This window comes from Oxalobacteraceae bacterium OTU3CAMAD1 (genome assembly GCA_024123915.1).
Taxonomy (GTDB): domain Bacteria; phylum Pseudomonadota; class Gammaproteobacteria; order Burkholderiales; family Burkholderiaceae_D; genus Rugamonas.
The window spans coordinates 6,618,782-6,643,446 of record CP099650.1 but is presented as its reverse complement, the minus strand read 5'-3'; the positions used below and the strand labels follow the sequence as shown (position 1 = coordinate 6,643,446).

The 24,665-nt window shown below is 62.4% G+C and carries 24 protein-coding genes; 11 read left to right on the top strand and 13 right to left on the bottom strand.

Annotated elements, in window-relative coordinates; all coding sequences use genetic code 11:
- Positions 1-106 precede the first annotated feature (106 nt).
- From NHH88_28315 to NHH88_28305, 3 genes are all read right to left on the bottom strand, one after another.
- On the bottom strand, positions 107-586 hold the full coding sequence (locus tag NHH88_28315) for a nuclear transport factor 2 family protein (GenBank protein ID USX13512.1): 480 nt from the start codon (positions 584-586) through the stop codon (positions 107-109).
- A 99-nt stretch (positions 587-685) separates the two neighbouring features.
- Positions 686-1,069, bottom strand: coding sequence for a nuclear transport factor 2 family protein (locus tag NHH88_28310; protein ID USX13511.1), 384 nt, complete (start codon positions 1,067-1,069; stop codon positions 686-688).
- A 66-nt stretch (positions 1,070-1,135) separates the two neighbouring features.
- Positions 1,136-2,305, bottom strand: a complete 1,170-nt coding sequence (locus NHH88_28305; protein ID USX13510.1) for an NADH:flavin oxidoreductase/NADH oxidase — start codon at positions 2,303-2,305, stop codon at positions 1,136-1,138.
- Positions 2,306-2,412: 107 nt separating this feature from the next.
- Between NHH88_28305 and NHH88_28300 the strand changes: the two genes are divergently transcribed.
- The 3 genes from NHH88_28300 (at position 2,413) to lpxC (ending at position 5,430) form a co-directional block, all read left to right on the top strand.
- A complete protein-coding gene (locus NHH88_28300) occupies positions 2,413-3,381 on the top strand; it encodes a LysR family transcriptional regulator (GenBank protein USX13509.1) in 969 nt (322 codons plus the stop codon).
- A 216-nt stretch (positions 3,382-3,597) separates the two neighbouring features.
- Positions 3,598-4,440: a DMT family transporter gene (locus tag NHH88_28295; protein USX17461.1), complete on the top strand. Its 843-nt coding sequence runs from the start codon at positions 3,598-3,600 to the stop codon at positions 4,438-4,440.
- A 54-nt stretch (positions 4,441-4,494) separates the two neighbouring features.
- Positions 4,495-5,430 (top strand): UDP-3-O-acyl-N-acetylglucosamine deacetylase, encoded by a 936-nt coding sequence (gene lpxC / locus NHH88_28290; GenBank protein USX13508.1) that lies wholly within the window; start codon positions 4,495-4,497, stop codon positions 5,428-5,430.
- Positions 5,431-5,502: 72 nt separating this feature from the next.
- Here lpxC and NHH88_28285 read toward each other — a convergent pair whose 3' ends face one another.
- Entirely contained in the window at positions 5,503-5,982 is a 480-nt protein-coding gene (locus tag NHH88_28285) for a DciA family protein (protein USX13507.1), read from the bottom strand.
- A 246-nt stretch (positions 5,983-6,228) separates the two neighbouring features.
- Here NHH88_28285 and secA point away from each other — a divergent pair, with 246 nt between their 5' ends.
- Positions 6,229-9,021: a preprotein translocase subunit SecA gene (gene secA / locus NHH88_28280; protein ID USX13506.1), complete on the top strand. Its 2,793-nt coding sequence runs from the start codon at positions 6,229-6,231 to the stop codon at positions 9,019-9,021.
- A gap of 158 nt (positions 9,022-9,179) precedes the next feature.
- On the opposite strand, the gene NHH88_28275 is transcribed toward secA, so the two are convergent.
- The 3 genes from NHH88_28275 to NHH88_28265 form a co-directional block, all read right to left on the bottom strand.
- The gene (locus NHH88_28275) at positions 9,180-10,823 is read right to left on the bottom strand and encodes an ATP-binding protein (protein ID USX13505.1); all 1,644 of its coding nucleotides are present in this window, start codon (positions 10,821-10,823) and stop codon (positions 9,180-9,182) included.
- Between the two features lie 72 nt (positions 10,824-10,895).
- Positions 10,896-11,309, bottom strand: coding sequence for a hypothetical protein (locus NHH88_28270; protein ID USX13504.1), 414 nt, complete (start codon positions 11,307-11,309; stop codon positions 10,896-10,898).
- 13 nt (positions 11,310-11,322) lie between these two features.
- The gene (locus NHH88_28265) at positions 11,323-12,549 is read right to left on the bottom strand and encodes a porin (protein USX13503.1); all 1,227 of its coding nucleotides are present in this window, start codon (positions 12,547-12,549) and stop codon (positions 11,323-11,325) included.
- A gap of 388 nt (positions 12,550-12,937) precedes the next feature.
- Here NHH88_28265 and argJ point away from each other — a divergent pair, with 388 nt between their 5' ends.
- The 6 genes from argJ to NHH88_28235 all read left to right on the top strand — a co-directional run bounded on the left by argJ (position 12,938) and on the right by NHH88_28235 (position 17,610).
- Entirely contained in the window at positions 12,938-14,173 is a 1,236-nt protein-coding gene (argJ, locus tag NHH88_28260; protein ID USX13502.1) for a bifunctional glutamate N-acetyltransferase/amino-acid acetyltransferase ArgJ, read from the top strand.
- Between the two features lies 1 nt (position 14,174).
- Entirely contained in the window at positions 14,175-15,062 is an 888-nt protein-coding gene (locus NHH88_28255) for an ATP-binding protein (protein ID USX13501.1), read from the top strand.
- Between the two features lie 50 nt (positions 15,063-15,112).
- The gene (locus tag NHH88_28250) at positions 15,113-15,484 is read left to right on the top strand and encodes an NUDIX domain-containing protein (protein ID USX17460.1); all 372 of its coding nucleotides are present in this window, start codon (positions 15,113-15,115) and stop codon (positions 15,482-15,484) included.
- Between the two features lie 215 nt (positions 15,485-15,699).
- Positions 15,700-16,236: a DUF3455 domain-containing protein gene (locus tag NHH88_28245; protein ID USX13500.1), complete on the top strand. Its 537-nt coding sequence runs from the start codon at positions 15,700-15,702 to the stop codon at positions 16,234-16,236.
- 103 nt (positions 16,237-16,339) lie between these two features.
- On the top strand, positions 16,340-16,894 hold the full coding sequence (locus NHH88_28240; protein ID USX13499.1) for a sigma-70 family RNA polymerase sigma factor: 555 nt from the start codon (positions 16,340-16,342) through the stop codon (positions 16,892-16,894).
- A complete protein-coding gene (locus NHH88_28235; protein ID USX13498.1) occupies positions 16,891-17,610 on the top strand; it encodes an anti-sigma factor in 720 nt (239 codons plus the stop codon). Before NHH88_28240 ends, NHH88_28235 begins: the two co-directional genes overlap by 4 nt.
- Positions 17,611-17,733: 123 nt before the next feature.
- On the opposite strand, the gene yacG is transcribed toward NHH88_28235, so the two are convergent.
- The 4 genes from yacG to NHH88_28215 all read right to left on the bottom strand — a co-directional run bounded on the left by yacG (position 17,734) and on the right by NHH88_28215 (position 20,278).
- Positions 17,734-17,907: a DNA gyrase inhibitor YacG gene (gene yacG, locus NHH88_28230; protein ID USX13497.1), complete on the bottom strand. Its 174-nt coding sequence runs from the start codon at positions 17,905-17,907 to the stop codon at positions 17,734-17,736.
- Positions 17,908-17,916: 9 nt separating this feature from the next.
- Positions 17,917-18,672: a cell division protein ZapD gene (zapD, locus tag NHH88_28225; GenBank protein USX13496.1), complete on the bottom strand. Its 756-nt coding sequence runs from the start codon at positions 18,670-18,672 to the stop codon at positions 17,917-17,919.
- 109 nt (positions 18,673-18,781) lie between these two features.
- Positions 18,782-19,387, bottom strand: coding sequence for a dephospho-CoA kinase (coaE, locus tag NHH88_28220; GenBank protein USX13495.1), 606 nt, complete (start codon positions 19,385-19,387; stop codon positions 18,782-18,784).
- 15 nt (positions 19,388-19,402) lie between these two features.
- Positions 19,403-20,278, bottom strand: coding sequence for an A24 family peptidase (locus NHH88_28215; GenBank protein ID USX17459.1), 876 nt, complete (start codon positions 20,276-20,278; stop codon positions 19,403-19,405).
- A 228-nt stretch (positions 20,279-20,506) separates the two neighbouring features.
- Between NHH88_28215 and NHH88_28210 the strand changes: the two genes are divergently transcribed.
- The gene (locus NHH88_28210) at positions 20,507-21,322 is read left to right on the top strand and encodes a histidine kinase (GenBank protein ID USX13494.1); all 816 of its coding nucleotides are present in this window, start codon (positions 20,507-20,509) and stop codon (positions 21,320-21,322) included.
- 211 nt (positions 21,323-21,533) lie between these two features.
- Here the strand turns inward: NHH88_28210 and NHH88_28205 are convergent, their stop codons facing one another.
- Together NHH88_28205 and pilB are read right to left on the bottom strand one after the other, a co-directional pair.
- Entirely contained in the window at positions 21,534-22,757 is a 1,224-nt protein-coding gene (locus tag NHH88_28205) for a type II secretion system F family protein (GenBank protein USX13493.1), read from the bottom strand.
- Positions 22,758-22,780: 23 nt separating this feature from the next.
- Entirely contained in the window at positions 22,781-24,517 is a 1,737-nt protein-coding gene (pilB, locus tag NHH88_28200; protein USX13492.1) for a type IV-A pilus assembly ATPase PilB, read from the bottom strand.
- Positions 24,518-24,665: the final 148 nt, after the last annotated feature.

The following is a 24,665-nucleotide window of genomic DNA, read 5'->3' as shown; positions in this document are numbered from 1 at the left end:
TCCATGGTGATACCGCATGATAAAAGGTATTTCATGATGACGACGAACGAGGGCCGACGAATTCGACAGCCCTACGAGAATTTTTTAGACGAGCCCGGTCAAGAGCTCAGGGCGCGACGTGGGTGTGGTAGATCTTGCTGACCACGGTCCACTTGCCGTCGACCTTCAGCAGGTGGAAGAAGTCGGTGAAGGAGAAACCGGAGACATCGTCGGTGTCGACGCGCGCGCTGGCGGCGATGCCGACGATGTCGATGCTGACGATGACACCCTGGGCTTCGGGTGAAGGGCGGAATGGCGGTTTGTCGATGGCGTCGAACAGCCCCTGGATCGGACCGCCCATCAGTTTGCCCTTGGCATCGACGCCGAAGATGGTCGCCTGCTCGCTGAAGGCCGGCTTCATGATGCTGCTCTTTGCCTGTTTGCAGCCGTCGTTGTACTTGTTCAGCACCTCGACGATGGCTTTGTATTCTTGCACGTAAATAGGTTTGCTCATGGGTTGACCGTTGGCAGCCTGTGCCTGGGCAGTCAGGCCCGCGCCAGCAATGATTGCCGCGAAGAACAAGGCTTTGATAAAAGTTGTTTTCATTTAGTTCTCTTTAAAGGGAAGAGATGATTCATCGGCTGAAAAAAACGGCAGACATTGCGGAAGCAAGGTTCTGCCGTGCGTGTAGAGGAAGACCTGGCGTTAAGGCGCGACGTGGGTGTGGTAGATCTTGCTGACCACGGTCCACTTGCCGTCGACCTTCAGCAAGTTGAAGAAATCCGTGAAGCAAAAGCCCGAGACGTCGTTGGTGTCGATGCGCGCGCTCGCGGCGGTGCCGACGATGTCGACATTGACGATCGCCCCTTGGGCTTCAGGCGAAGGGCGGAACGCGGTGTCGATGCCGTCGAACAAGGTTTGGATCGGGCCACCGGTCAGCTTGCCGTCGGCATCGACGCCAAACATTGTGGCCTTCTCGTTGAAGGCTGGCTTCATGATGCTGCTCCTGGCCTGTTTGCAGCCTTCGTTGTACTTGTTCAGGACCTCGACGATGGCTTGATAGTCTTGCACGTAGGTAGGTTTGTTCATGTTTTTACTCCTGGTTGTGAGGCGAGTCGTTGTAAACGCCGGCCGCTCTGGCCGGCAGGATGGGAGTCAATCCCTGCCGCGATTCTTGGCGGTGTCCAACGTCGGGGCCCATGGCCCCAACTGCAGAAGTTTGCTTTCGCGGTGGCCGAGCCACCAGCCGGCTTGGATATTCCAGTCGGCATACGCCGCGTCCGGGCTGACAGCCTCCAATATCCGCTGTGCATGCAATGGGAAATGCGGATCGCGCAAAGCCGCATGGCCAAGCGCCACCAGGTCGGCCTGGCCGGAGGCGATGACTGATTCAGCCTGCAACGGATCGTTAATCATTCCCACCGCCATGGTGCCGATGTTTGCCTCGCGGCGAATCTGCGCGGCGAACGGTACCTGGAAGCCATAGCCGCTGGGGTATTCGTAGACGCCGAAGCCACCGGCCGAGCAATCGATGACGTCGACGCCGACCGCCTTCAAGGCCGCCGCGAAAGCGACACTGTCGTGGATGGTCCAACCGTTGCTGCTGCCATCGACCGCCGACAAGCGCACAAACAGCGGCTTGTCCTTCGGCCAGACCTCGCGTACCTCGCGGGCGATCTCCAGCGGCAGGCGGATGCGGTTCTCGAAGCTGCCGCCATATTCATCGGTACGGTCGTTGGTCAGCGGCGACAGGAAAGCGTTGAGCAAGAAGCCGTGCGCGTAGTGCAGTTCCAGTACCTCGAAACCCGCGCGCAGGGCGCGTCGTGCCGCAGCGATGAAATCCGAACGTACCTTGGCGATGCCGTTCGCATCCAACGCGGTGGGCGTCAGCCAGCCCTTGGCGACCGCGCGCGCGCTTGGCGACACCACTTCCCAAGCATGTTCACCGCGTGCCGCGTCGTCGTCGTCCAGCGGACCGTTGCCTTCGAAGGCTCTCTGGATGCTGGCCTTTGGGCCGGCATGGGCGATCTGGATTCCGGGTGTGGCGCCATAGGATTTGGCAAACGCGGCGATGCGCGAGAGACCTTCAATATGGGCGTCATCCCACAGGCCGAGGTCGCCATGCGAGATCCGTCCTTCGGGCGAGACCGCCGTGGCCTCGACCATCAGCAGGCCGAAGCCGCCGAGGGCGAAGCGGCCGTAGTGGACGGCGTGGTAATCGCCGGCATAGCCATCGGTAGCCGTGTACTGGCACATCGGGCTGAGGGCGAAGCGGTTACGCAGGGTGACGCCGCGCAGGGTTAAAGGCTCGAAAATTTTGCTCATTGTTCGGTTCTTCATAGATGGGTTGAATAGCGGCGAAGAAGCTATTTGATTTCACCAGTATGGAGATAGGCGATAATGATGTGAATAGTCATAAACGAACATATGGTATGAGCAAAAAAGTCATAATCGAGCCTGCGGCCCGCGCCGAGGGCATGGAAGGCGCGCTGCCTTCGCCGCCGGTGCATCTGCCCGGTCTATTGACCTTCGAGTCTGCCGCCAGGCATTTGAATTTCGCTCGCGCCGCTGCGGAAATGGGCGTCACGCCGACGGCGGTGTCGCGCACCATCAAAAATGTGGAAGCGCAGCTGAATGTGCGGCTGTTCAATCGCACGACACGCAGCGTCAGTTTGACCGAGGCCGGGGCGTCATTGAATGCGGCATTAGCTCCCGCGCTTGAGCAGATCAAAAGCTCGCTGTCGCAAGCCTTGCTCGCGACGGATCAACCGTCGGGTATGTTGCGCGTCAATTCCTCATACGTCGCATATCGCATCTTGATTGAGCCGCACCTGGCAGCGTTCCTTGAGCAATTTCCGCTGATCGATGTCGAGATATCGCTGGATAATCAACTGAGCGATATCGTCAGCGCCGGTTTCGATATCGGAATACGCATGGGAAAAAAACTGCAAAGCGACATGGTCGCCGTGCAGCTGGGGCCGGTACAAAAAAGGATAGTGGTGGCCGCCCCGGATTACTTCCGCGAGCGGCGTGAACCGGAAACCATCGATGAATTGCTGAAGCACGACTGCATACGCCAGCGTTATTCCGTCGCCGGCAGATTCTATGAGTGGAAGTTCCAAGATCGCGGTCAAACGGTTCAAATCGACGTTCAAGGGCGTTTGATTTATGACGAAATGAGATCCGTCCTGGATGCCGCAGTTCAAGGCCAGGGCATCGCTTTCATCCTCGAAGATTTTGCGAAGCAAGAGCTGGAAAACGGCATGCTACGGCAGATACTGAGGCGGCACACCGAAGTGGACGATGCCTTTCATCTCTACTATCCGCATCGCACGCACATGCCGGGCAAGCTGCGCGCGTTCGTTGATTTTATGCGCGCTGCCAATAGCAAGCGAACCTGACCCCCGGTGTTCTACCTACTGCAAAGCAATTGTCAACTTGCTATAATCGGTATCGATCGCGCGGCCGATGACCATTCGTGCCGCCTGTGATCCTGGCTCCGGACGTCGCCATGATGACGTTCCCAGTGGCCCGAGCGGGCCCGTAGCAAGGAGCTTCTTCTGTCTTCCGTTTCCACTCCCATTTCTCGTAAAGAAAATTTGCACAGCATCTACGCGATGTTGATCGCCGTGGCCATGTTCTCGTTCATGGACACGGCCATGAAGCTGCTGTCCGCCCACTATCCCGCCATGCAGGTGACCGCTTTGCGCGCGCTGAGCTCGCTGCCGCTGCTGTGCGGCTATATCATTTATCGCGGCGCCTTCCGTGGCATCTTCGCGGTCCGCTGGTCGATGCAGATTTTCCGCGCCGTGCTTGGCATCGCCATGCTGACCACTTTCGCCTTCGGCCTGAAGTCCCTGTCGCTGGCCGAGGCGTATTCGATCTTTTTCATCGCGCCGTCGCTGATCACCGCGCTGTCGGTGTTCGTGTTGAAGGAGAAGGTCGGCCCGGGGCAGTGTGTCGCCATCGTTGTCGGCCTGATCGGCGTGCTGGTCGTGCTGCGCCCGGAAGGCACCGGCTTCCTGACCATCGGCGGCCTGGCCGTGCTGGCCGCGGCCGCCTGCTACGCGATGTCGGCCATCGCCGCCCGCGTGCTGGCGCGCACCGATAGCACCGAGTCGATGATGTTCTGGCTGCTGACCATGATGGCCGCCGGCGCCGTGGCGCTGTCGTACCGCGACTGGGTGCCGGTGCGCGCCGAGGACAGCTGGGTGCTGGTGGCGCTGGCGCTGTCGGGCTTCTTCGGCCAGCTTGCTATCACCAAGGCCTTCAGCACCGGCAAGGCGTCGGTGGTAGCGCCGTTCGAATACTCGGCGCTGGCCTGGGGCGTGGCGATCGATTGGCTGCTGTGGCAGACGCTGCCCGACGGCTATACCTTGCTCGGCGCCGGCATCATCATCGCCAGCGGCATCTATCTGGTGCGGCGCGAGGCGGTGCATGTCGAGGCCGAGCATCCTTGATCCGAGGAAACGCTGGCCGCAGCGCGGCGATCTCAACTTCGTTATAATCGGACCATGTTAAAACAACGCACCATCAAAGAACTGGTCCGCACCACGGGTGTGGGCCTGCACTCCGGCACCAAGGTCGAGCTGACCCTGCGTCCGGCCGAGCCCGATACGGGCATCGTTTTCCGCCGCGTCGACCTGTCGCCTGTCGTGGAATTCCCCGCCAGCGCCATGGCCGTCGGCGACACCCGCATGGCGTCGGTACTGGTCAAGGACGGCGCCCGGGTCTCGACCGTCGAGCACCTGATGTCGGCCTGCGCCGGCCTCGGCATCGACAACCTGTATATCGAGGTCAGCGCCGAGGAAATCCCCATCATGGACGGCTCGGCGTCGTCGTTCGTGTTTCTGCTGCAGCAAGCTGGCGTACTCGAGCAGCCGGTCGCGAAGAAATTCATCCGTGTGCTGAAACCGGTGGAAGTGCGAGAAGGCAAGGGCGACAAGGAAAAATGGGCGCGCCTGACCCCGCACGACGGCTTCAAGCTGGACTTCTTCATCGAATTCAACCATCCGGCGGTCGACGGCACGCAGCAGCGCGCCAATGTCGACTTCGGCGACGTCTCCTATGTGCACGACGTGGCGCGCGCGCGCACCTTCGGCTTCATGCAGGACGTGGAGATGTTGCGCGGCATCGGCCTGGCGCGCGGCGGGTCGTTGGAGAACGCCATCGTGATGGATGAGTACCGCATCCTCAATTCCGACGGCTTGCGCTATGACGACGAGTTTGTGCGTCATAAGATTTTGGACGCGATCGGTGATCTGTATCTGGTCGGGCATCCGCTGCTCGCCAGTTATGAGGCGCACAAATCGGGCCACGCGCTGAACAACCAGCTGTTGCTGGAACTGCTCAAGCATCCGGACGCGTATGAAATCGTCTCGTTCGAGACCAATGAATCGGCTCCGCCGTCGTATCTGCGCCAGATGGCGCGTGAGTGGGCGCTAACTTAACGCCGATTTAACCCGGGAACGGCGGGGTCGTACCCGCAGGGTACGACCCCAGGCATGCCGCCGTGCGGGTTTTTAAGCCGGTCGGCGGCGCGCCACCATCGCCTTTAACGCGGCGATCAAGGTGGCGTTCTGCGGTGTATCTTCCAGCGTATCGCCCAGCGCGTCGAAGGCCGTTACGGCCGCCTCCGGCAGCGACAGCGCCCGCATCTGCTCCTTGATCTCGGCCGGCTTGGTCATCTGCACCCGCAGCTTGACGCCGTTTACCTGCCAGCCGCGCCGCGCCAGCGTCTCCTGCAGCTTGGGAATTTGCTGCTTGAGCTTGGCCGCCAGCGAGGCGTTCGGCAGCGACAAGGTCAGCTGGCCGTCGTCGAAAGCCAGGATTTCGCAATACTTGAACATCGCGGGCAAGGCCGTTGCACAATCTTTTTGCAGCGCCGCCATGCGCTCGATAGCCGGCATCATGGCCGCCAGCTTGTCGTCGCGGCGCAGGAAGTCGGTCGCCCCGACCGGGTTGCGGCGGTTGATCGATACGTTGGAGGAATTAAATCGCATGCGGCGAACCATAGCACGACGCCGGTTTCCCGTCATCAGCCCGCTTTGCCATGGCGTCGCCACGGGGAAATTTGATTGATTGAGTGACATTGTTTACGCTTGGGGTATTGTTATATAGGCCAATAACCCAACCTTGGCACGGACGCATGATAAAATCACCGTCTTTTGCCATAGTCGAACTCCGTGCGGTAAGGCGTTTTTCACCTACAGAGCTTTTTTTAACGGCGTTTTTTCAAGAATTCAAGCATGTCATTACTGACCCAGATTTTCGGCAGCCGCAACACGCGCCTGCTCAAGCAATACCAAAAAACGGTACGCGAGATCAATGCGCTCGAGCCGGCGATGGAAAAACTGTCGGATGCCGAGCTGCAAGCGAAGACGCCCGCCTTCAAGGCGCGCATCGCCAATGGCGAGACGCTCGACGCGCTGTTGCCCGAGGCGTTCGCCGTCTGCCGCGAAGCGAGCAAGCGCGTCTTCAAGATGCGCCATTTCGACGTTCAATTGCTTGGCGGTATGGTCCTGCACTTCGGCAAGATCGCCGAAATGGGCACGGGCGAGGGTAAAACCCTGACCGCGACTCTGCCGGCCTACCTGAACGCGCTGTCGGGCAAGGGCGTGCACATCGTCACCGTCAACGACTATCTGGCCCAGCGCGACGCCGAGACCATGGGCAAGCTGTACGCCTGGCTCGGTTTGACCACCGGTATCAACCTGTCGCAGATGGAGCACTCCACCAAGCAGTCTGCCTATGCGTCGGACATTACCTACGGCACCAACAACGAATTCGGTTTCGACTACCTGCGCGACAACATGGTGTTCGAGGCCGGCGACCGCGTCCAGCGCGCGCTCAACTTCGGCATCGTCGATGAAGTCGACTCGATCCTGATCGACGAAGCCCGCACCCCGCTGATCATCTCCGGCCAGGCCGAGAACCACACGGACCTGTACCACAAGATCAACGAGCTGCCGCCGTTGCTCACGCGCCAGATCGGTGAAGAGACCTCGGACGGCAAGGGCACGGTCGAAGTGCCGGGTGATTACGTCAAGGACGAAAAAGCCCACTCGGTGCTGCTGACCGAAGCCGGCCACGAAAAAGCCGAAGCGATCCTGACCAAAATGGGTCTGCTGCCGGAAGGCGCGTCGCTGTACGACTCCGCCAACATCACGCTGGTGCACCACCTGTACGCGGCGCTGCGCGCGCACGCGCTGTACTTCAAGGATCAGCACTACGTAGTGCAGAACAATGAAGTCGTCATCGTCGATGAATTCACCGGCCGCCTGATGACGGGTCGCCGCTGGTCCGACGGCCTGCACCAGGCGGTCGAGGCGAAAGAGGGCGTCAAGATCCAGAACGAGAACCAGACCCTGGCCTCGATCACCTTCCAGAACTACTTCCGCATGTACGCCAAGCTGGCCGGCATGACCGGTACCGCCGATACCGAAGCGTACGAGTTCCAGGAAATCTACGGCCTCGAAACCGTCGTCATTCCACCGAACCGTCCTTCGCAGCGCAAGGACCGCCAGGACCAGGTCTATAAATCGGCGGCCGAGAAGTACAACGCCATGATGCTGGAAATCCGCGAATGCTACGATCGCGGCCAACCGGTGCTGGTCGGTACCACCTCGATCGAAAACTCGGAGCTGTTGTCGGGCATCCTGACCAAGGGCGGCCTGCCGCACAACGTCCTGAACGCCAAGCAGCACGCCCGCGAAGCGGAAATCATCGCGCAGGCGGGTAGCCCGAAAGCGATCACCATCGCCACCAACATGGCCGGTCGCGGTACCGACATTGTCCTCGGTGGTAACGTCGAGAAGCAGATCCAGTTCATCGAAGCCAATCCGGACCTGAGCGACGCCGACAAAGCGGCGCAAGCGAAGGCGATGCGCGACGGCTGGCAAGCCTTGCACGAGCAGGTGGTCGCCGCCGGCGGTCTGCATATCGTCGGCACCGAACGCCACGAATCGCGCCGCGTCGACAACCAGCTGCGCGGCCGCGCCGCGCGCCAGGGTGACCCGGGCATGTCGCGTTTCTTCCTGTCGCTCGACGACCAGCTGCTGCGCATCTTCGCGGGCGACCGCGTGCGCGCCATCATGGACCGTTTGAAGATGCCGGAAGGCGAACCGATTGAAGCGGGCATCGTCTCGCGTTCGATCGAATCGGCGCAGCGCAAGGTCGAGGCGCGCAACTTCGACATCCGTAAGCAGCTGCTCGAGTACGACGACGTCGCCAACGACCAGCGTAAAGTCATTTACCAGCAGCGTAACGAACTGCTGGAAACCACCGATATCTCGGAACTGATCGAATCGCTGCGCCACGGCGCCTTCACCGACCTGGTACGCGAATACGTGCCGGCCGAATCGGTCGAGGAGCAGTGGAACGTCAAGGGCCTGGAAGCGGCGCTGGCGTCGGAATGGCAGATCGACGTGCCGCTGACGGCGATGCTGGAGTCCGAGCAGAACCTGAACGACGAAGACATCCTGGAACGCGTGCTGGCTGCGGCCGACGCGGTGTACCAGGCCAAGATCGATATCGTCGGCAAGGAATCGTTCGGCGGCTTCGAGCGCAACGTCATGCTGCAAAGCGTCGACAGCCACTGGCGCGAGCACCTGGCCGCGCTGGATCACCTGCGCCAGGGTATCCACCTGCGCGGTTATGCGCAGAAGAATCCGAAGCAGGAATACAAGCGCGAAGCGTTTGAGCTGTTCGGCCAGATGCTGGAGATGATCAAGAACGAAGTGGTCAAGTTGATCATGACGGTACGGATCCAGTCGCGCGAAGAGATCGACGCGGCCGAAGCGGCGATGCAGCAATCGCACGTGGAGAACGTGAGCTACCAGCACGCGGACTTCAACCCGAACGCGGCGCCGGAAGAGTTGTTGGCGCCACAGGCGGCGTCGAATCTGGGCGGCCTGCCGCCGGAGCTGCAAGGCCTGAGCGGCGAGCAGTTGATGGAGCTGGGCCTGAAGGTCGGACGCAACGACCCCTGCCCATGCGGCAGCGGCAAGAAGTACAAAGCCTGCCACGGCAAGCTGGCGTAAAAACAAAAACCGGAGCCGAGCGCTCCGGTTTTTTTTAGGATACACGTAGGGCGGATTAGCGCAGCGTAATCGGCCATGTATGCGTTCCGGCGGCGCATGCATGGCCGATTACGGCGTTCCGCCTAATCCGCCCTACGTGTTTCAGATTTTTGCGTGCGTTAGCGGCTTGCGTCCCGCTGCGGCGCGGAACGCGGCAACAGCATCCGCACCGACGTTCCCGCTCCCGGCGCCGACGATACCGTGATGCGCCCACCCAGCGCCGCGTTGACGATGTTGTACACGATGTGCATACCCAAACCCGTCCCGCCCTGTCCCATGCGCGTGGTGAAAAACGGATCGAACACCCGCCGCAATACTTCGTCCGTCATGCCGACGCCGTCGTCGCTGAACGTCAGCGCCACCATGCCGTCCGCAGCCGCTTCCGCGTGCACGGTGATGGTCCCGCTCCGGCCGGCCTCGAACGCGTGATTGAGTGCGTTGTTCATCAAATTATTCAGGACCTGATACAGCCCGCCCGGGTACGAGTCGAAGCGCAGTCCTTCCTGTATCTCCAGCACCACCTCGCACCCGGCCCGGCGCAAACGCGGCGTATAGGTGGCGATGGTGTCGCGCACCGCCTCCTGCAGGTCGAACTCGCGGCGCTGGTCGTTGGTCTGGTCGACCGCGATCTGCTTGAACGATGAGATCAGCTCCGCCGCCTTGTGCAGCGAGTTCGATATCAGCTGGCTGGCGGTGCGCACCTCCTCCAGATGCACAATCAACTCCGAGCGGCGCAGCGCGCCGGCCGCGACATGGCTTTCGAAATCCTCGACGCGGTCGCGCAGCGAGGTCGATGCCAGCAGGCTGTTGCCGATCGGCGTATTGAGTTCGTGCGCGATGCCCGCCACCAGCGATCCGAGCGAGGCCATTTTCTCCGACGCCAGCAGCTCGACCTGCGTGCGCTGCAAGGTGGACAAGGCGGCGCTCAAGTCGGCGTTGGCGCGTTCCAGCGCGGCCGAGCGCTCGGTCACGCGGCTCTCCAGCGAGACGTTCAGGTCTTTCAGATCGCGCTTGGCTTCCGACAGGCGCAGCTCCGAATGCTCCAGCTGCGCGATGCGTTCGCGCAGCGCCGCGCTCATCGTGTTGAGCGCGCGCGCGAAGGCGGCGATTTCGTCGTCGCCGTCAACCGCCAGCGCCTTGCTGTAGTCGCCCAGTTCCATTTGCGCGGATTGCCCCATCAGCGCGCGCAGCCGGCGGCCGATGCCGTGGGTGAAGGCGTAGAACAGCAGCAGCCCGAAGGCCAGGCCGGCCAGCGAGATCACGCCGCCCTGCAGCATGACCTTGTCGCGCGCGTGTTTCAGATCTTCCGTGGTGAGGCCGAAGTTGATGCTGCCGATGCGGCTACCTTGCAGCAGCAGCGGCGAACGCGCATGCAAGGTCGCGTCGTTGATGACGGTGTGGACGCCCTTGAAGCTGGTGCCGCCGCCTTGTTTGAGGATCGCGGGCAGCGGCTCATTGCGCTTGCCCACTTCGATGATCGGTTGTTCGTTCTCGTCGAGTATCAGCAGATAGCGCAGCAGGCTGTCTTCGGGATCGGCCAGCATTTCGGCCAGATAGCCGCTCAGTTCCGGCAGGCGGCCGCGCGTGGCGTAGGGGCTGAGGGAGAGGTTGAGCGTGACCGCATATTCCTGCGCGACCCGCTCGGCGTTGGTGCCGACCGCATGGTTCATCAGCCGGATGCTATTCCATATCAGCAGGCCGACCACCAGCGCCTGGATCACGGCACTAAGCAGCAAGAATTTGGCGCGCAGCGAGAGGCTCACAATAGTCGGCTCACAAAGGTCGCTTCATCATGCCGGGGCAGCGGTCCGCCGTCCCGGCATGAGGGTTGAGGATTAAGGCAACGTCAGAATCACCTTGACGGTATCGTCCACTGCCGACTTGTCAATATAACCGATTGCCTTGGGGTCGGCGGCAACCGCCTTTTTCACTTCGGCGTTGCCGGCGTATTCCTTCGGCGGCGTGCCCTTGCCGGTGAAGACCAGCTTGGACCACAGCGCCTTGACCTGCGCTGCGTCCTTGTCGGCGACCTTGCGATAGAAGTCGGCGCGGATCGGCGAACCCTCGGCCTGGTCGATCGGCGTAAACAACGTCGATTTACCAAGGAAGAACTGCGACGCCTGTTCCGAGAACATGCGGGTGGCTGGATTTTTCTGGCTGACGATGACGACGGTTTCCGCCGACGCCGACAGGGCGAAGGAGGCCATGGCCACTGCGGACAGGGCGAGCGAGATAACGATTTTTTTCATGTGCGCTCTCCAATCAGAATACGAAGTCGAGCGAGGCGCCGACGACGGTGACGCTGTTGCGGTAGCCGGCGGCCGGCGCGAAGATCAGCATGCCCGATTTGGTCTTGGGCTTGACGCGGTCCACCTGCACCTTGAGCGCCAGCGATTTGGCGAAGTCCCAGCGCACGCCGATCAAGTCGGAGGTCTGCTCGGCCGACGTCAAGGTGCTGCGCACGGTCGACGACAGCACGCCCGCGCGCGGGAAGTTGGCCGGCAGGTTCACCGAGCTGCCGGCGTCCTTGGTGGCAGCGTGCGAGTAGTACGGCAGGAATTTGCCCAGGCGGTAGCCGGTCATGAAGTACCAGGCGTTGGTGTCCGGGATGTAGACCGGGTCCTTGGCGCGGCGCTGCGCGTATTCGGTTTGCACCAGGATATTGTTCCAGTCCATGGTCGCGCCCAGCGACGTGAAGGCGATCTTTTTGCCGTCGGTCAGATTGATGTCGCTCGCGAGCTGCGCGAAGCCGACCTGGCGCAGCGTCGCGCCCAGGCTGTTGATCGGCGCCAGATCCTTGATCTTCAAGTCGGCGCGGGCGTGGCCGATGCGCACCGTGAACGGACCGTACTCGCCGCCCAGGCTAATGCCGGCGGCGGGGGCACGGTAGTTGGCCACCGAGCCGGCGCCGGTCGGCACGAACAGTTTGCCGCGGCTGCGGCCGACGAAGGCCTGGCCGGTGAAGTTGAAGTCGCCGAAGGCGCGCTGGTAGTTGATGTCGGCGCCGTCGGCGTTTTCCATCGGCTCCTGGCCGTACATCTCGATCGGTGGACGCATCATGGTGTTGGCGTAGCCGACGTTCTGGTAGTCGGAGATCAGGAAGATCGGCATGACGATGCGGCCCACGCGCACGCTCACTTCATCGTTGACGCGCGCCTTCAGGAAGCCCCAGGTCAGGTCGGTGGAGTAGCTGTCGCTGGTGGTCTTGCGGGTCAGTACCTGCACGGTGCCGGACAGCCAGTCGTTCATTTTGTAGGTCGCTTGCAGACCCAGGTTGGTATCGAGGCCGATGCGGGCCTTGTCGCCGACGCCTTCGGCCTGGTTGTAGCGGGCGAATTGCGCGTCGTCGGTGTTGCTCTTGGCGACACCCAGCGTGCCGAAGCCGCTGATGGTCAGGTTGCCGTCGTCCAATACGCCGGCGCGAGCCTGGGTGGCGGCCGTAGCCGTGAGCGCGGACAGGACGGCTGCTACTAACAGTTGCTTTTTCATGTATTCAAAATCCTCGGTCTAAGTCGATTTTTTGTTCAGTTTGTGTATGACAATGCGGGGCTGCGGCATTCGTTGCTCAAGTTAAACTAATTTCCTGAATGCATGAAATCAAAAGTAACAAAATGGACGACCGTGCTAAAAAGATGTGGTTTTTGCGCAAAAACCGTGTGGATTCATAGGCTTGTATTGCAATGTTAAGATGGTTTTTACGCATATTTAGCAATTTCGCCACTGTTGGTGGCAATCGCGTTAGCGACAACCAATAGTTACGAATGCTTGCAGAGCATTGGGTGCGGCCGGGGGCGCGGATGGCAATGCGACGTTTTGCCCGTCAGGTATTACAATAGCGGCTCCCAGTTTCCAATCTTCCACCCACGAGATCACATATATGGCCGTCAATTCCCCTCTGCCCCTTGCCTCCGCCCTCAAGCCTGTCGCCGGCGTCGAAATCGGTTTCGCCGAAGCCGGCATCAAGAAGCCGAACCGCAAGGACGTGCTGGTATTGAAGGTCGCGCCGACGGCCACCGTGGCGGGCGTGTTCACGCTCAACCGCTTCTGCGCCGCGCCCGTGCAGATCGCCAAGGCCCACCTGGCCGCCGCCAAAGAGAGCGGCAAGCCGATCGCCGCGCTGCTGATCAACACCGGCAACGCCAACGCCGGCACCGGCGAACTGGGCCTGTCGCTGGCCAACGAGACCTGCGCCGCGCTGGCCGCGCAACTGGGCTGCGAGGCGTCGCAGATCCTGCCGTTTTCGACCGGCGTGATCCTCGAGCCGCTGCCGGCCGCGAAAGTGATCGCCGGCCTGCCGCAAGCGATTGCCGGCCTGAAGGCCGACAACTGGTACAACGCGGCCGAAGCCATCATGACCACCGACACCCAGCCGAAGGCCGGCTCGCGCACGGTCACCATTGGCGGCCACACGGTCACCATGAGCGGCATCAGCAAGGGCGCCGGCATGATCAAGCCGAACATGGCCACCATGCTGGGCTACCTGGCGCTGGACGCCAAGGTCGCGCAGCCGGTGCTCGACGTGCTGGTCAAGCAGGTCGCCGACCAAAGCTTCAACTGCATCACCATCGACGGCGACACCTCGACCAACGACTCCTTCATGCTGATCGCCACCGGCGCCGGCACCCTGGAAGTGAACTCGGTCGACTCGCCGGAATACGCCGAACTTGCGAAGGCCGTGGGCGAGCTGTCGCTGTTCCTGGCGCAGGCCATCGTGCGCGACGGCGAAGGCGCGACAAAATTCATCACCATCACGGTGGAAGAGGGCGAGAGCGTCGAAGAGTGCCGCAAGATCGCCTACTCGATCGGCCACTCGCCGCTGGTCAAGACCGCGTTCTTCGCCTCCGATCCGAATCTGGGCCGCATCCTGTGCGCCATCGGCTACGCCGGCGTGGAGCTCGACGTGAGCAAGCTGAATCTGTATCTGGACGACGTCCTGGTGGCCAAGAATGGCGGCCGCAATCCCGACTACAAGGAAGAAGACGGCCAGCGCGTGATGAAGCAAAGCGAGATCACGGTGCGCGTCAAGCTGGCGCGCGGCGCGGCGGCGGCCACTGTCTACACCTGCGACCTGTCGCACGACTACGTGAGCATCAACGCCGACTACCGTTCCTAAGATGGCGACGCCCCTCGAACAATTCCTGGTGCGCGCCGAGGCCTTGCTGGCGCGCGTGGAAGCGGTGCTGCCGCAGGCGCCGCGTGAACCCGACTGGAAGCTGGGCTTCGCCTTCCGCTGGCGCAAGCGCAGCGGCGGAGGCGCCAGCTACCTGCAAGCGGTGGCGCACGTGTCGCAGATCGCGCTGGACGACCTGCAGCATATCGGCCCGCAGAAAGAGCAGATCGAGCAGAACACCCGCCAGTTCGTGCAGGGGCGGCCGGCCAACAACGTGCTGCTCACGGGCGCGCGCGGCACCGGCAAATCGTCGCTGATCAAGGCTTGCCTGAACCAGTTCGGCAAGGACGGCCTGCGCCTGATCGAAGTGGACAAGGCCGACCTGGCCGAGCTGCCTGACATCGTCGACATCGTCGCCGGACGGCCGGAGCGCTTCATCATTTTCTGCGACGACCTGTCGTTCGAAGAGGGCGAGAGCGGTTACAAGGCGCTGAAGGTGGCGCTGGACGGCAGCATCTCGGCGCAGTCGGACAATGTGCTGATATACGCCACCTCCAACCGGCGCCACCTGATGCCGGAGCGGATGTCGGACAATACCAGCTACAAGCACGACGAGGACGGCGACCTGCATCCCGGCGAAACGGTGGAGGAGAAGATCTCGCTGTCGGAGCGCTTCGGCCTGTGGCTGTCGTTCTACCCGTTCAAGCAGGATGATTACCTGGCCATCGTCGGCCACTGGCTGTCGTCGCTGGGCTGCACCGAGGCGCAGATCGAAGCGGCGCGCGCCGACGCCTTGCGCTGGGCCTTGCAGCGCGGTTCGCGTTCGGGCCGGGTGGCGTGGCAGTTCGCCAAGGACTACGCCGGCAAGCTGCCGCAGGGCGGCCAGGCATGAGCGGCGCGGAAGCGAAGATCAAACCGGTCGACGTCGCCGTCGGCATCCTGATGAAGCCGAATGGCGATGTGCTGCTGGGTCAGCGTCCGGCCGGCAAGCCGTACGACGGCTACTGGGAATTCCCGGGCGGTAAAGTCGATCCCGGCGAAACGATACTGCAAGCGCTCAAGCGCGAGTTCGTCGAAGAGCTGGGCCTGACGATCAACAGCGCCGAGGAATGGTGCGGCGTCGAATATGTGTATCCGCACGCGCATGTGCGGCTGCATTTCTACATCAGCAGGGATTGGGAAGGCGAGCCGCAAAGCCTCGAAGGCCAGGCCTTCGCGTGGCAGGGCACGGTCGGCGTCGAACCGCTGCTGCCGGCGACGATACCGCTGCTCGAATGGCTGGACGTGGTCCGCGCCGAACGGGTTTCGTCTTAACTCATCCTTGCACCACAACGCAAACTCACCACGGAACCACGTAGGGCGGATTAGCGAAGCGTAATCCGCCATGCATGCGCCGTCGGCGGCTCGGCTCAATCTCCATAGCCACAAAATATATTTGCATCTGGCTGCATCCAAACTCAGCGCTGGCGTGTAGTACTGCTATCAACGGGAAAATCCCGCTGGTTCTCACTACTACTCAGGAGCCTGACATGCAAATCCAACAATCCGCCGCCATCCTCGCCGCCGCCGTCCTGCTGTCCGCTTGCGCCAGCGGCCCGACCTTCGACCAACAGGCTTTGCCTGCCGCCGTGCAAGTACCAACAGGGAACAAGGTCGCCATGGAAACCGTCGGCGCCGGCGATATCACCTATGAGTGCAAGGCCAAGAAGGACGCCGCCGGCCAGTTCGAATGGACCTTCGTCGGCCCCGACGCCGTCCTGAGCGATCGCAGCGGCATGAGCGTCGGCAAATACTTCGGCCCGCCTGCCACGTGGCAGAACAACGACGGCTCCAAGGTCACCGCCACCCAGGTCGCGGTCGCCCCGGCCGGCGCCGGCAATATTCCATCGCAGTTGGTCAAAGCCAATCCGGCCATGGGCAGCGGCGCCATGACCGGCGTCACCTACATCCAGCGCGTCGCCACCAAGGGCGGCGTGGCGCCGGCCAGCGCTTGCGCCGCCGCTAACCTGGGCGCCAAGGAAACCGTGAAGTACCAGGCCGACTACATCTTCTGGAAAGCCGCGTAATTCCGTTGCACGGCCGGCGGTTGCGCGGATGTGATCGGCTATAATCGGTCGACACTCAGCAGATCACCGCCGGGCCGCGCCCAACCTTTTTCCTTGATTGCTGATGCCGAACGCCCCGGACGGTTTTGACTACGACGCCGCGCTGCACGCCTGTGCCAAAGGCGACCAGCGTGCCTTGCAGCGCCTGTACGAACAGGACGGCCGCCATTTGCTGGGCGTGGCGCTGCGCATCGTGCGCCGGCGCGACGTGGCCGAGGACGTGCTGCACGACGCCTTCGTCAGCATCTGGCAAAAGGCCGCCAGCTTCGACCCGCAACGGGGCGCCGCGCGCGGCTGGATTTTCACCGTCGTGCGCCACCAGGCGCTCAACACGCTGCGCTCGCGCGAGCGGGAAGTGTATGCCGAGGCCGACACGCTCGACGCCTTGCAGGAAGACCGGACCGACACCGTGGCCGAACAATTTGAACTGCAAGCCAGCATGGGCCGCTTGAACGATTGCCTCGGCCATCTCGATAGCGCCAAGCGCAACAGCATCGTCTGCGCCTATGTCGACGGCTGCAGCCACAGCGAAATCGCGACGCGGCTGAACGCGCCGCTGGGCACGGTCAAGGCCTGGCTCAAGCGCGGCCTGGCCGCATTGCGGGAGTGCATGGGATGAACGAATCACTGGAGGAATTGCAGCAGCTGGCCGGCGAGTATGTGCTGGGCACCTTGCCGCTGGCGGCGCGCCTGCAAGTGGAGCGCCGCATGCAGGACGAACCGCTGCTGCGCGCCGAAGTGGACGCGTGGGAGCGCCGCCTGCTGCCGTTGACGGCGCTGGCCGAGCCGGTCGAGCCGTCCACCAAGCTGTGGCCGCGCATCGTCGGCAATCTGCGCCCGCAGGCGGTGACCGATGCTGGCGGATGGCGCCGCTGGTGGGACGATCTGCGGCTTTGGCGCTCGCTCGCGGGGCTGGCGATGGTCGTCTCCTTCGTGCTGGCCAGCATCGTGCTGGTGCGTCCCGAGCCGGCGCAGCCCGCCTACATGGTGGTGCTGGTGTCGCCACAGGAACGCAACGCCGGCTACGTGGTGCAGGCGAGCCTGAACAACCAGCTGACCTTGACGCCGCTGGAAGGCACGCCGTTGCCTAGCCAGAAATCGCTGCAGTTCTGGACCAAAGGGAAAACCTGGAGCAAGCCGGAATCGCTGGGATTGGTGACGCCGAACCAGCCGCTGAAGGTAGCGCTGGGCAAGCTGCCGCAGGTCGAGGCCGGGCAGCTGTTTGAAATCACGCTGGAGCCGGAGGCCGGCTCGCCGACCGGCCTTCCGACCGGTCCGATCCTGTACATCGGCAGGGCCGTGAAGGTGAAGCAAGCAGACCCGCGTTCCACGTAGGGCGGATTAGGCGGAACGCCGTAATCCGCCATCGTTGAGCCGCCGACCGCGCATGCATGGCGGATTACGCTACGCTAATCCGCCCTACATGGAACCCGAGCTCATCGCGTATAACGACTCGGCTTATTCTTCTTCGAGCGGATCTTTGGGCGGCGCGGCGGGGATGGCGTACTTTTCCTCGGCCCAGGCGCCGAGATCGATCTGTTTGCAGCGTTCCGAACAGAACGGGCGATACTTATTCTCTTCCTTCCACTCCACTTTGGCGGAGCAGGTAGGGCAGTCAACTACGGTGGCCATGATAATTCTTTAGAAGTTACAGAGTGTGAGCTCGAATGGTACATCATCTTCCAGCGCCTTGGGTTTCAGGTCGCCGCCCTGGGTGGTAAAGCGCACCCACAGCATGTACTTGTTGGCGGAGATTTCGGGGATCGCGCCCATCGATTCATCCAGCGTCAAACGCAGCATCTGGTAGACCTTGCCCTGCAACATTTGCTGATAACTGCCGGCGACGGCGATCATCTTGACCGGGCCGCCGGAGTCGCGCAGCAGGCGCAGCACCAAGGCCAGCGCGTCGAACAACGGCGCCAGCGGCGCGAACCAGTTGACGATGTCGTTGAAACGCTGCTCGGCCGGCCGCTTTTGCCACGCGTAGTACGACGGCAGATCGAATTCGCAAGCGCCGCCGGGAATGATGGTGCGGCCGCGGATGCTCATCAGCCACTCGTTGTCGCGCACGTTCTGGCCGGTCTTGCCCTGGGCAGCGACCAGCGCGCTGCTCACACCGTCGAGCTCGGCGAGGATGGCGTCCAGGGTTTCGGTCTGGACATTGGGATTCATGCGGTAGCCCAGCAGGCTTTGACGCTGGCGCTCCAGTTCTTGCAGCAGGTCGGACTTCAGGTCGGCGCGGCCGGCCACTTCCAGCATATCGAAGATCGTCGACAGGGCGACGTGATGCTGCATCGGATGTTCCTGATGCACAAAGAATTTGAATTTCTCGTACAGATCCTCTAATCGCAACAACGTGCGGATGCGCTCGTTGAAAGGATATTCGTAGACAATCAAAATAACATCCCTCTATTTGTGGACCTGCGGTGAATTCACGTGATTCTGAAGCAAGCCAAGCAAAAATACAAACGTTGCAGAGGTATTGTTACCCTTCTTTTTGAAAATGCTAGCGAATTTTCATGTAGAGGGCGTGTAAACGGTCGATTTGGGGCCCCAAGGCGGCGATTCCGTCGTTATTTTCGATAATGTCATCGGCGGCGGCCAGCCGCTGCGCGCGGCTCGCCTGGGCCGCCATAATGGCCAGCACTTGCGATTCCGGCAAATTGTTACGCGCCATCACGCGTGCAATTTGCACTTCCTCGCGGCAGTCGATCACCAGCACGCGCGCCACCCGGGACAGCCAAGTGCCGGACTCGACCAGGAGCGGCACCGCGTAGATGACATAGCTGCCGGTCGCGGCAGCGCCGGCGGCCAGCGCGGCGTCGCGGATGCGGGGATGGAGGATGGCTTCCAGGCGCGCCTTGGCGCCGGCGTCGGCGAATACCAGCTGGCGCATGCGTGCGCGGTCGAGCGCGCCGGTTCCGTCGGCGAACTCCGGGCCGAATTCGGCGATGATGGCCGGCATGGCCGGGCCGCCGGGCGCGGTCAGGCTGTGGGCGATGACGTCGGTGTCGACGATGCTGGCGCCGCGCTCGGCGAACATATTGGCCACCGTGGTCTTGCCGCTGCCGATGCCGCCGGTCAGGCCGATGGAGAAGGGCGCAGTAGTCATGCTGTGGCTTTGCTTTTAATAGTAAGGATAGACGACGCGGGTGAAGGCGGTCAGCGGCTCCCGGTACAGGAAGGTGATCAGGCCGGCGGCGGCCAGATACGGCCCGAACGGAATCTGGTAATCGAAGCCGCGCCGGTTCGCCACCATCAGTGCGATGCCCACCACCGCCCCGACCAGCGAGGCCATCAGCACGATAGCGGGCAAGGTCGCCCAGCCCATCCACGCGCCCAGCGCGGCCAGCAGTTTGAAGTCGCCATAGCCCATGCCCTCGCGGCCACGCACCAGTTTATACACCCAATAAATGGTCCACAGCGCCAGATAGCCGGCCGCCGCGCCCACCACCGCATCGTGCAGCGACACGTAAGTGCCGTTGATGTTAATCAGCAGGCCGGCCCAGATCAGCGGATAGGTCAGGTCGTCGGGCAGCAACTGGGTATCGGCGTCGATGAAGGTCAGCGCGACCAGGAAATACAGGAAGAACAGGCCGCCCAGGCCCTGCCAGCCGGTGCCGAGCTTCCACACCACCAGCGCCGACAGCACGCCGGTCAGCAGCTCGATGGCCGGATAGCGCGGCGAGATCGGCGCCTTGCAGTTGCTGCATTTGCCGCGCAAGGCCAGATAGCTAACGACCGGAATGTTCTCCATCGCGGTGATCTGGTGGTGGCAATGCGGACAGGCCGAGCGCGGCACCATCAGGTTGTAGCGCTCGATGTGGATCTCCGGCTTGCCGGCCTCGACGGCGCAATAGTTGTCCGACTCGCGCTGCATCATCTTCGGCAGGCGGTGGATGACGACGTTGAGGAAGCTGCCGATCAGCAGGCCGAACAGGCCGGCGATCAAGCTGATGGCCAGGTCGGCGGCGGGGGCGAACAGCAGCGGCGATTGCGGCATCGAGTCGAGCATACGGAGTCATCGGCCCTGGGCGGGCGGGTAGGTGGTCACAGGCCCATATTAAAGCATCACAGCAACATTGCGGGGCGTTTTTCAGGGCTTGCGGCGCCGGACGGCCGGCGCGCTGCCTCCCTCGTTGGGGATATGGGAAGGATATTGAAATGATGGCAATGTGCGGGGACCGGATATCGAAACTTATATTGCAACCCACGCCGCACGGAGCCGTTTTTGCTGTTGTTCATACAGACACCTTTATTTGTGATGTTGGGGTTGATCCTGGAATGCTTGCTGCTGGGCGTGTTCTTCCGGATTTGCCTGCGCAACATCGCGCGCCGCTACGAATCCCGGCTCAAGCAACTGGAGGAGCGCGAGCGCGTCGCCTTCGAGCTGCACGACACGCTGCTGCAAAGCGTGCAGGGCGTGCTGCTGCGGGTGCAAAGCGTCGGCCAGCGGCTGCCCGGCGGCAGCGCCGAGCGCGACACGATCGAAGCCATCCTTGACCAGGCCGACGAGGTGTTGGCCGACGGCCGTCATCAGGTGCTGGCGCTGCGCACGCCGATGGTCTACGGAGACAACGTCAGCCAAGCGTTCGCGCAAGTCGGGCACTCGCTGCGGGACAATTTCAAGACGCCGTTCAGGATGATCGTCACCGGCAAGGCGCTGCCGCTGGATGGCGAGTTCGGCGAGGAGATTTTTCGGATCGGGCGCGAGGCCATGTTCAACGCGTTTCAGCATGCGCAGGCGGGCCGTATCGAGTTGGAGCTGGTGTATGGCTGCGAGTACTTTTCGCTGTTCGTGCGGGATGACGGCAAGGGGATCGATGCGGTGCTAGCGCCCGAGGCGGGCTATCGCGGCCTGAGCGGCATGCGTGAGCGGGCTGAGCGCATGGGCGGCGGCGTGGAGGTGTTGAGTCTGCCCGAGCGCGGGACGGAAGTGATACTAAAGGTCCCGGGCAAGGTGTGCTATCCGCCGCATGGCAAGCGGGGAGGGCGCTGGCGGCAACGATTCGCGGCCTGGCTGGGCCGCACGGAATCGCGTGGCTAACCGGTGCCGGTAAACCCGGTAAAACCTGAGAGACACGTGGGCGGATTAGCGAAGCGTAATCGGCCATGTATGCGCCGCCAACGGCTCATCGATGGCCGATTACGGCGTTCCGCCTAATCCGCCCTACGTGTCTCCACGTAATTTCTGCGTCCCGTGTCGCAGCGTAACCGTGCATGCATGTACTCTTGCGTCCGCTTGTTCGCACATTCCCCTACACCACCGACCCCAACTTGAATATCGGCAAATACATCGCCACCACCAGCCCGCCGATCAGCACGCCCAGGATCACCATGATCGCCGGCTCCATCAAGCTCGACAGCGATGCCACTGCCTCGTCCACTTCCTCTTCATAGAAATCGGCCACCTTGCCCAGCATGGCGTCGAGCGAGCCCGATTCCTCGCCGATGGCGACCATCTGCGTGACCATGTTGGGGAACACCTCGACGTTCTGCATCGCCACCGTCAGGCTGGTGCCGGTGCTGACCTCGTTCTGGATCTTGCGCGTGGCGTCCAGGTACACCGCGTTGCCGGCCGCGCCGCCGACCGAGTCGAGCGATTCGACCAGCGGCACGCCGGCGGCGAACATCGTCGCCAGGGTGCGCGTCCAGCGGGCGATCGTGGCTTTGCGGATCACATCGCCAAACACCGGCAGCTTGAGCAGCAGCTTGTCCATGAAGCGCTGCATTTGCAGCGAGCGTTGCCAAGCGCGGAAGAACAAATAGATCCCCATGCCGATGGTAAAGAAGATCACGTGCCACCAGGTCACGAAGAACTCCGACAGCGCCATGACGAACAGGGTTGGCGCCGGCAGGTTGGCGCCGAAGCTGGCGAACACCTCCTTAAACGCCGGCACCACCCAGATCATAATCACCGCCGTGACGATGAACGCCACCGCGAGGATCGACACCGGATACATCAGCGCCGATTTGATCTTGGCCTTCATGGCCAGCGTTTTTTCCTTGTAGATCGCCAGCCGGGTCAGCAGGTCCTCCAGGATGCCGGCCTGTTCGCCGGCGCCGACCAGGTTGCAGAACAGCGGATCGAAGTACAGCGGGAATTTGCGGAAAGCCTGGTTCAGGCTGGTGCCGGTTTCGATGTCGGCGCGCAGGTCCATCACCAGCTTGGACACCGACGGGTTGGCGTGGCCCTTGCCGACGATGTCGAACGATTGCAGCAGCGGTACGCCGGCCTTCATCATCGTCGCCAGCTGGCGCGTGAACAGCGAGATGTCCTTGTCGGTGATGCGCTTGCCGCTACGGTAGGCCTTTTTCTTGACCTTGGTGACCATGATGCCCTGGCGGCGCAGGGTGACGTTGACCACGGCTTCGCCGCCGGCGCGCATCTCGCCGCGCACCGTCTTGCCGGTCTTGTCCTTGCCCTCCCAGGCGAAGATCATTTCCTTGACCTGGTTGCCCGCGTTGCCCGAAGTCGCCATGATCGTTGTCCTTTTTTTAGCGCTTATTCGTTGGTACAGCCGAGCACTTCTTCCAGGCTGGTCAGGCCGTTCCTAACCTTCACCAGCCCCGACTGGCGCAGCGACTTCACGCCTTCCTCTTCGGATTTGGCGGCGATTTCCATCGAGTTGCCGTGCGCGAGGATGATGCTTTCGATGGCCGGCGTGATCGGCATGATCTGGTAGATGCCGACCCGGCCCTTGTAGCCGCCGCCATTGCAGCGCTCGCAGCCCACCGGGCCGTAGGGCTTCCAGCTGCCGTCCAGTTCATGCTCCTTGAAGCCGGCCTTGAGCAGCAGGTCGTGCGAGATATCGACCGGCTGCTTGCAGTTGCACAGGCGCCGCGCCAGCCGCTGCGCCGTGATCAAAATCACCGACGAGGCGATATTGAACGGCGCCACGCCCATGTTCATCAGCCGCGTCAGGGTCGACGGCGCGTCGTTGGTGTGCAGGGTCGAGAACACCATGTGCCCGGTCTGTGCCGCCTTGATGGCGATGTCGGCCGTTTCCAGGTCGCGGATCTCGCCGACCATGATGATGTCCGGGTCCTGGCGCAGGAACGACTTCAACGCCACCGGGAACGTCAACCCGGCCTTGTCGTTGACGTTGACCTGGTTCACGCCCGGCAGGTTGATCTCGGCCGGGTCCTCGGCGGTGGAGATGTTGATGCCGGGCTTGTTGATGACGTTCAGGCAGGTGTACAGCGACACCGTCTTGCCCGAGCCGGTCGGCCCGGTCACCAGCACCATGCCGTACGGGCGCTGGATGGCCTCGAGCAGGATGTCCTTCTGGTCCGGATCGTAGCCGAGCGCGTCGATGCCCATTTGCGCCTGCGTGGCGTCGAGGATACGCATGACGGTCTTCTCGCCGAACAAGGTCGGCAGGGTCGAGATGCGCAGGTCGATGGTCTTGGTGGGCGAGACGATCAGGCGCATGCGCCCGTCCTGCGGCACGCGCTTTTCCGAGATGTCGAGCTTGGCGAGCACCTTGATGCGCGAGACCAGCTTTTCTTTGATCGAGATCGGCGGCTGGGCGTGCTCCATCAGCACGCCGTCGACGCGGAAGCGCACCCGGTAGAATTTCTCGAACGGTTCGAAGTGCAAGTCCGACGCGCCCATGTTGACCGCGTCCATCAGCATCTTGTTGAGGAAGCGCACCACCGGCGCGTCCTCGACGTCGTTGGGGGCCGACTCGGCCGCCGCCACCGCCGCCGCCGCGCTTTCCTCTTCGGCGAACTGGATGTCCGCTTCGTCGCCGGCCAGTTCCGAAATGCTTTGTTCGCTGGTCTTGTTGAGCCGGGCGAGCAGCTGCAACAGCGCGTCGTGCGGCACGATGACGGGCTCGACCGTGGACTCGGTCTGGAACTTGATCTGGTCGAGCGCCTGCAGATTGGTCGGATCGGAAATGGCGACCGACATCTTGTTGCCGCGCTTGGCCAGGGCGATGACGCGCTGGGCCTGCATCAGTTTATTGTCGATGGCCTTGGCCGGCAGCGCGTCGAGGTTGAGCGCGGTCACATCCATCAGCGGGTAGGCGAACGTTTCGGCGCAGAAGGCGGCGAGGGCGCGGGCGTCGATCACGCCGCTCGAGAGTAGCACGTCGATGAAGGCCAGTTTGTCGAGCACGGATTTTTTTTGCAGCGCCTCGGCTTGCATGGCGGAGAGCCGTCCGGCTTGCAGCAATGCGCGCGCCAACCCCGGCATCGGGGCGCCTGGCGGGGCGTTGGGTAGGACTGCTGCCATAGAAGCATCTATCTTGATAGGGGACGGGCGGTCAAAGAATCATGCTCTTGAGCACTAATTTTGTAAAGCCTTGTCGTCTATTTGTCGCTGCCAAGAAACGATTGTACGCCCGGGTGTTGCGTTCGCCACGTGGGCTTAGCAATCAGAC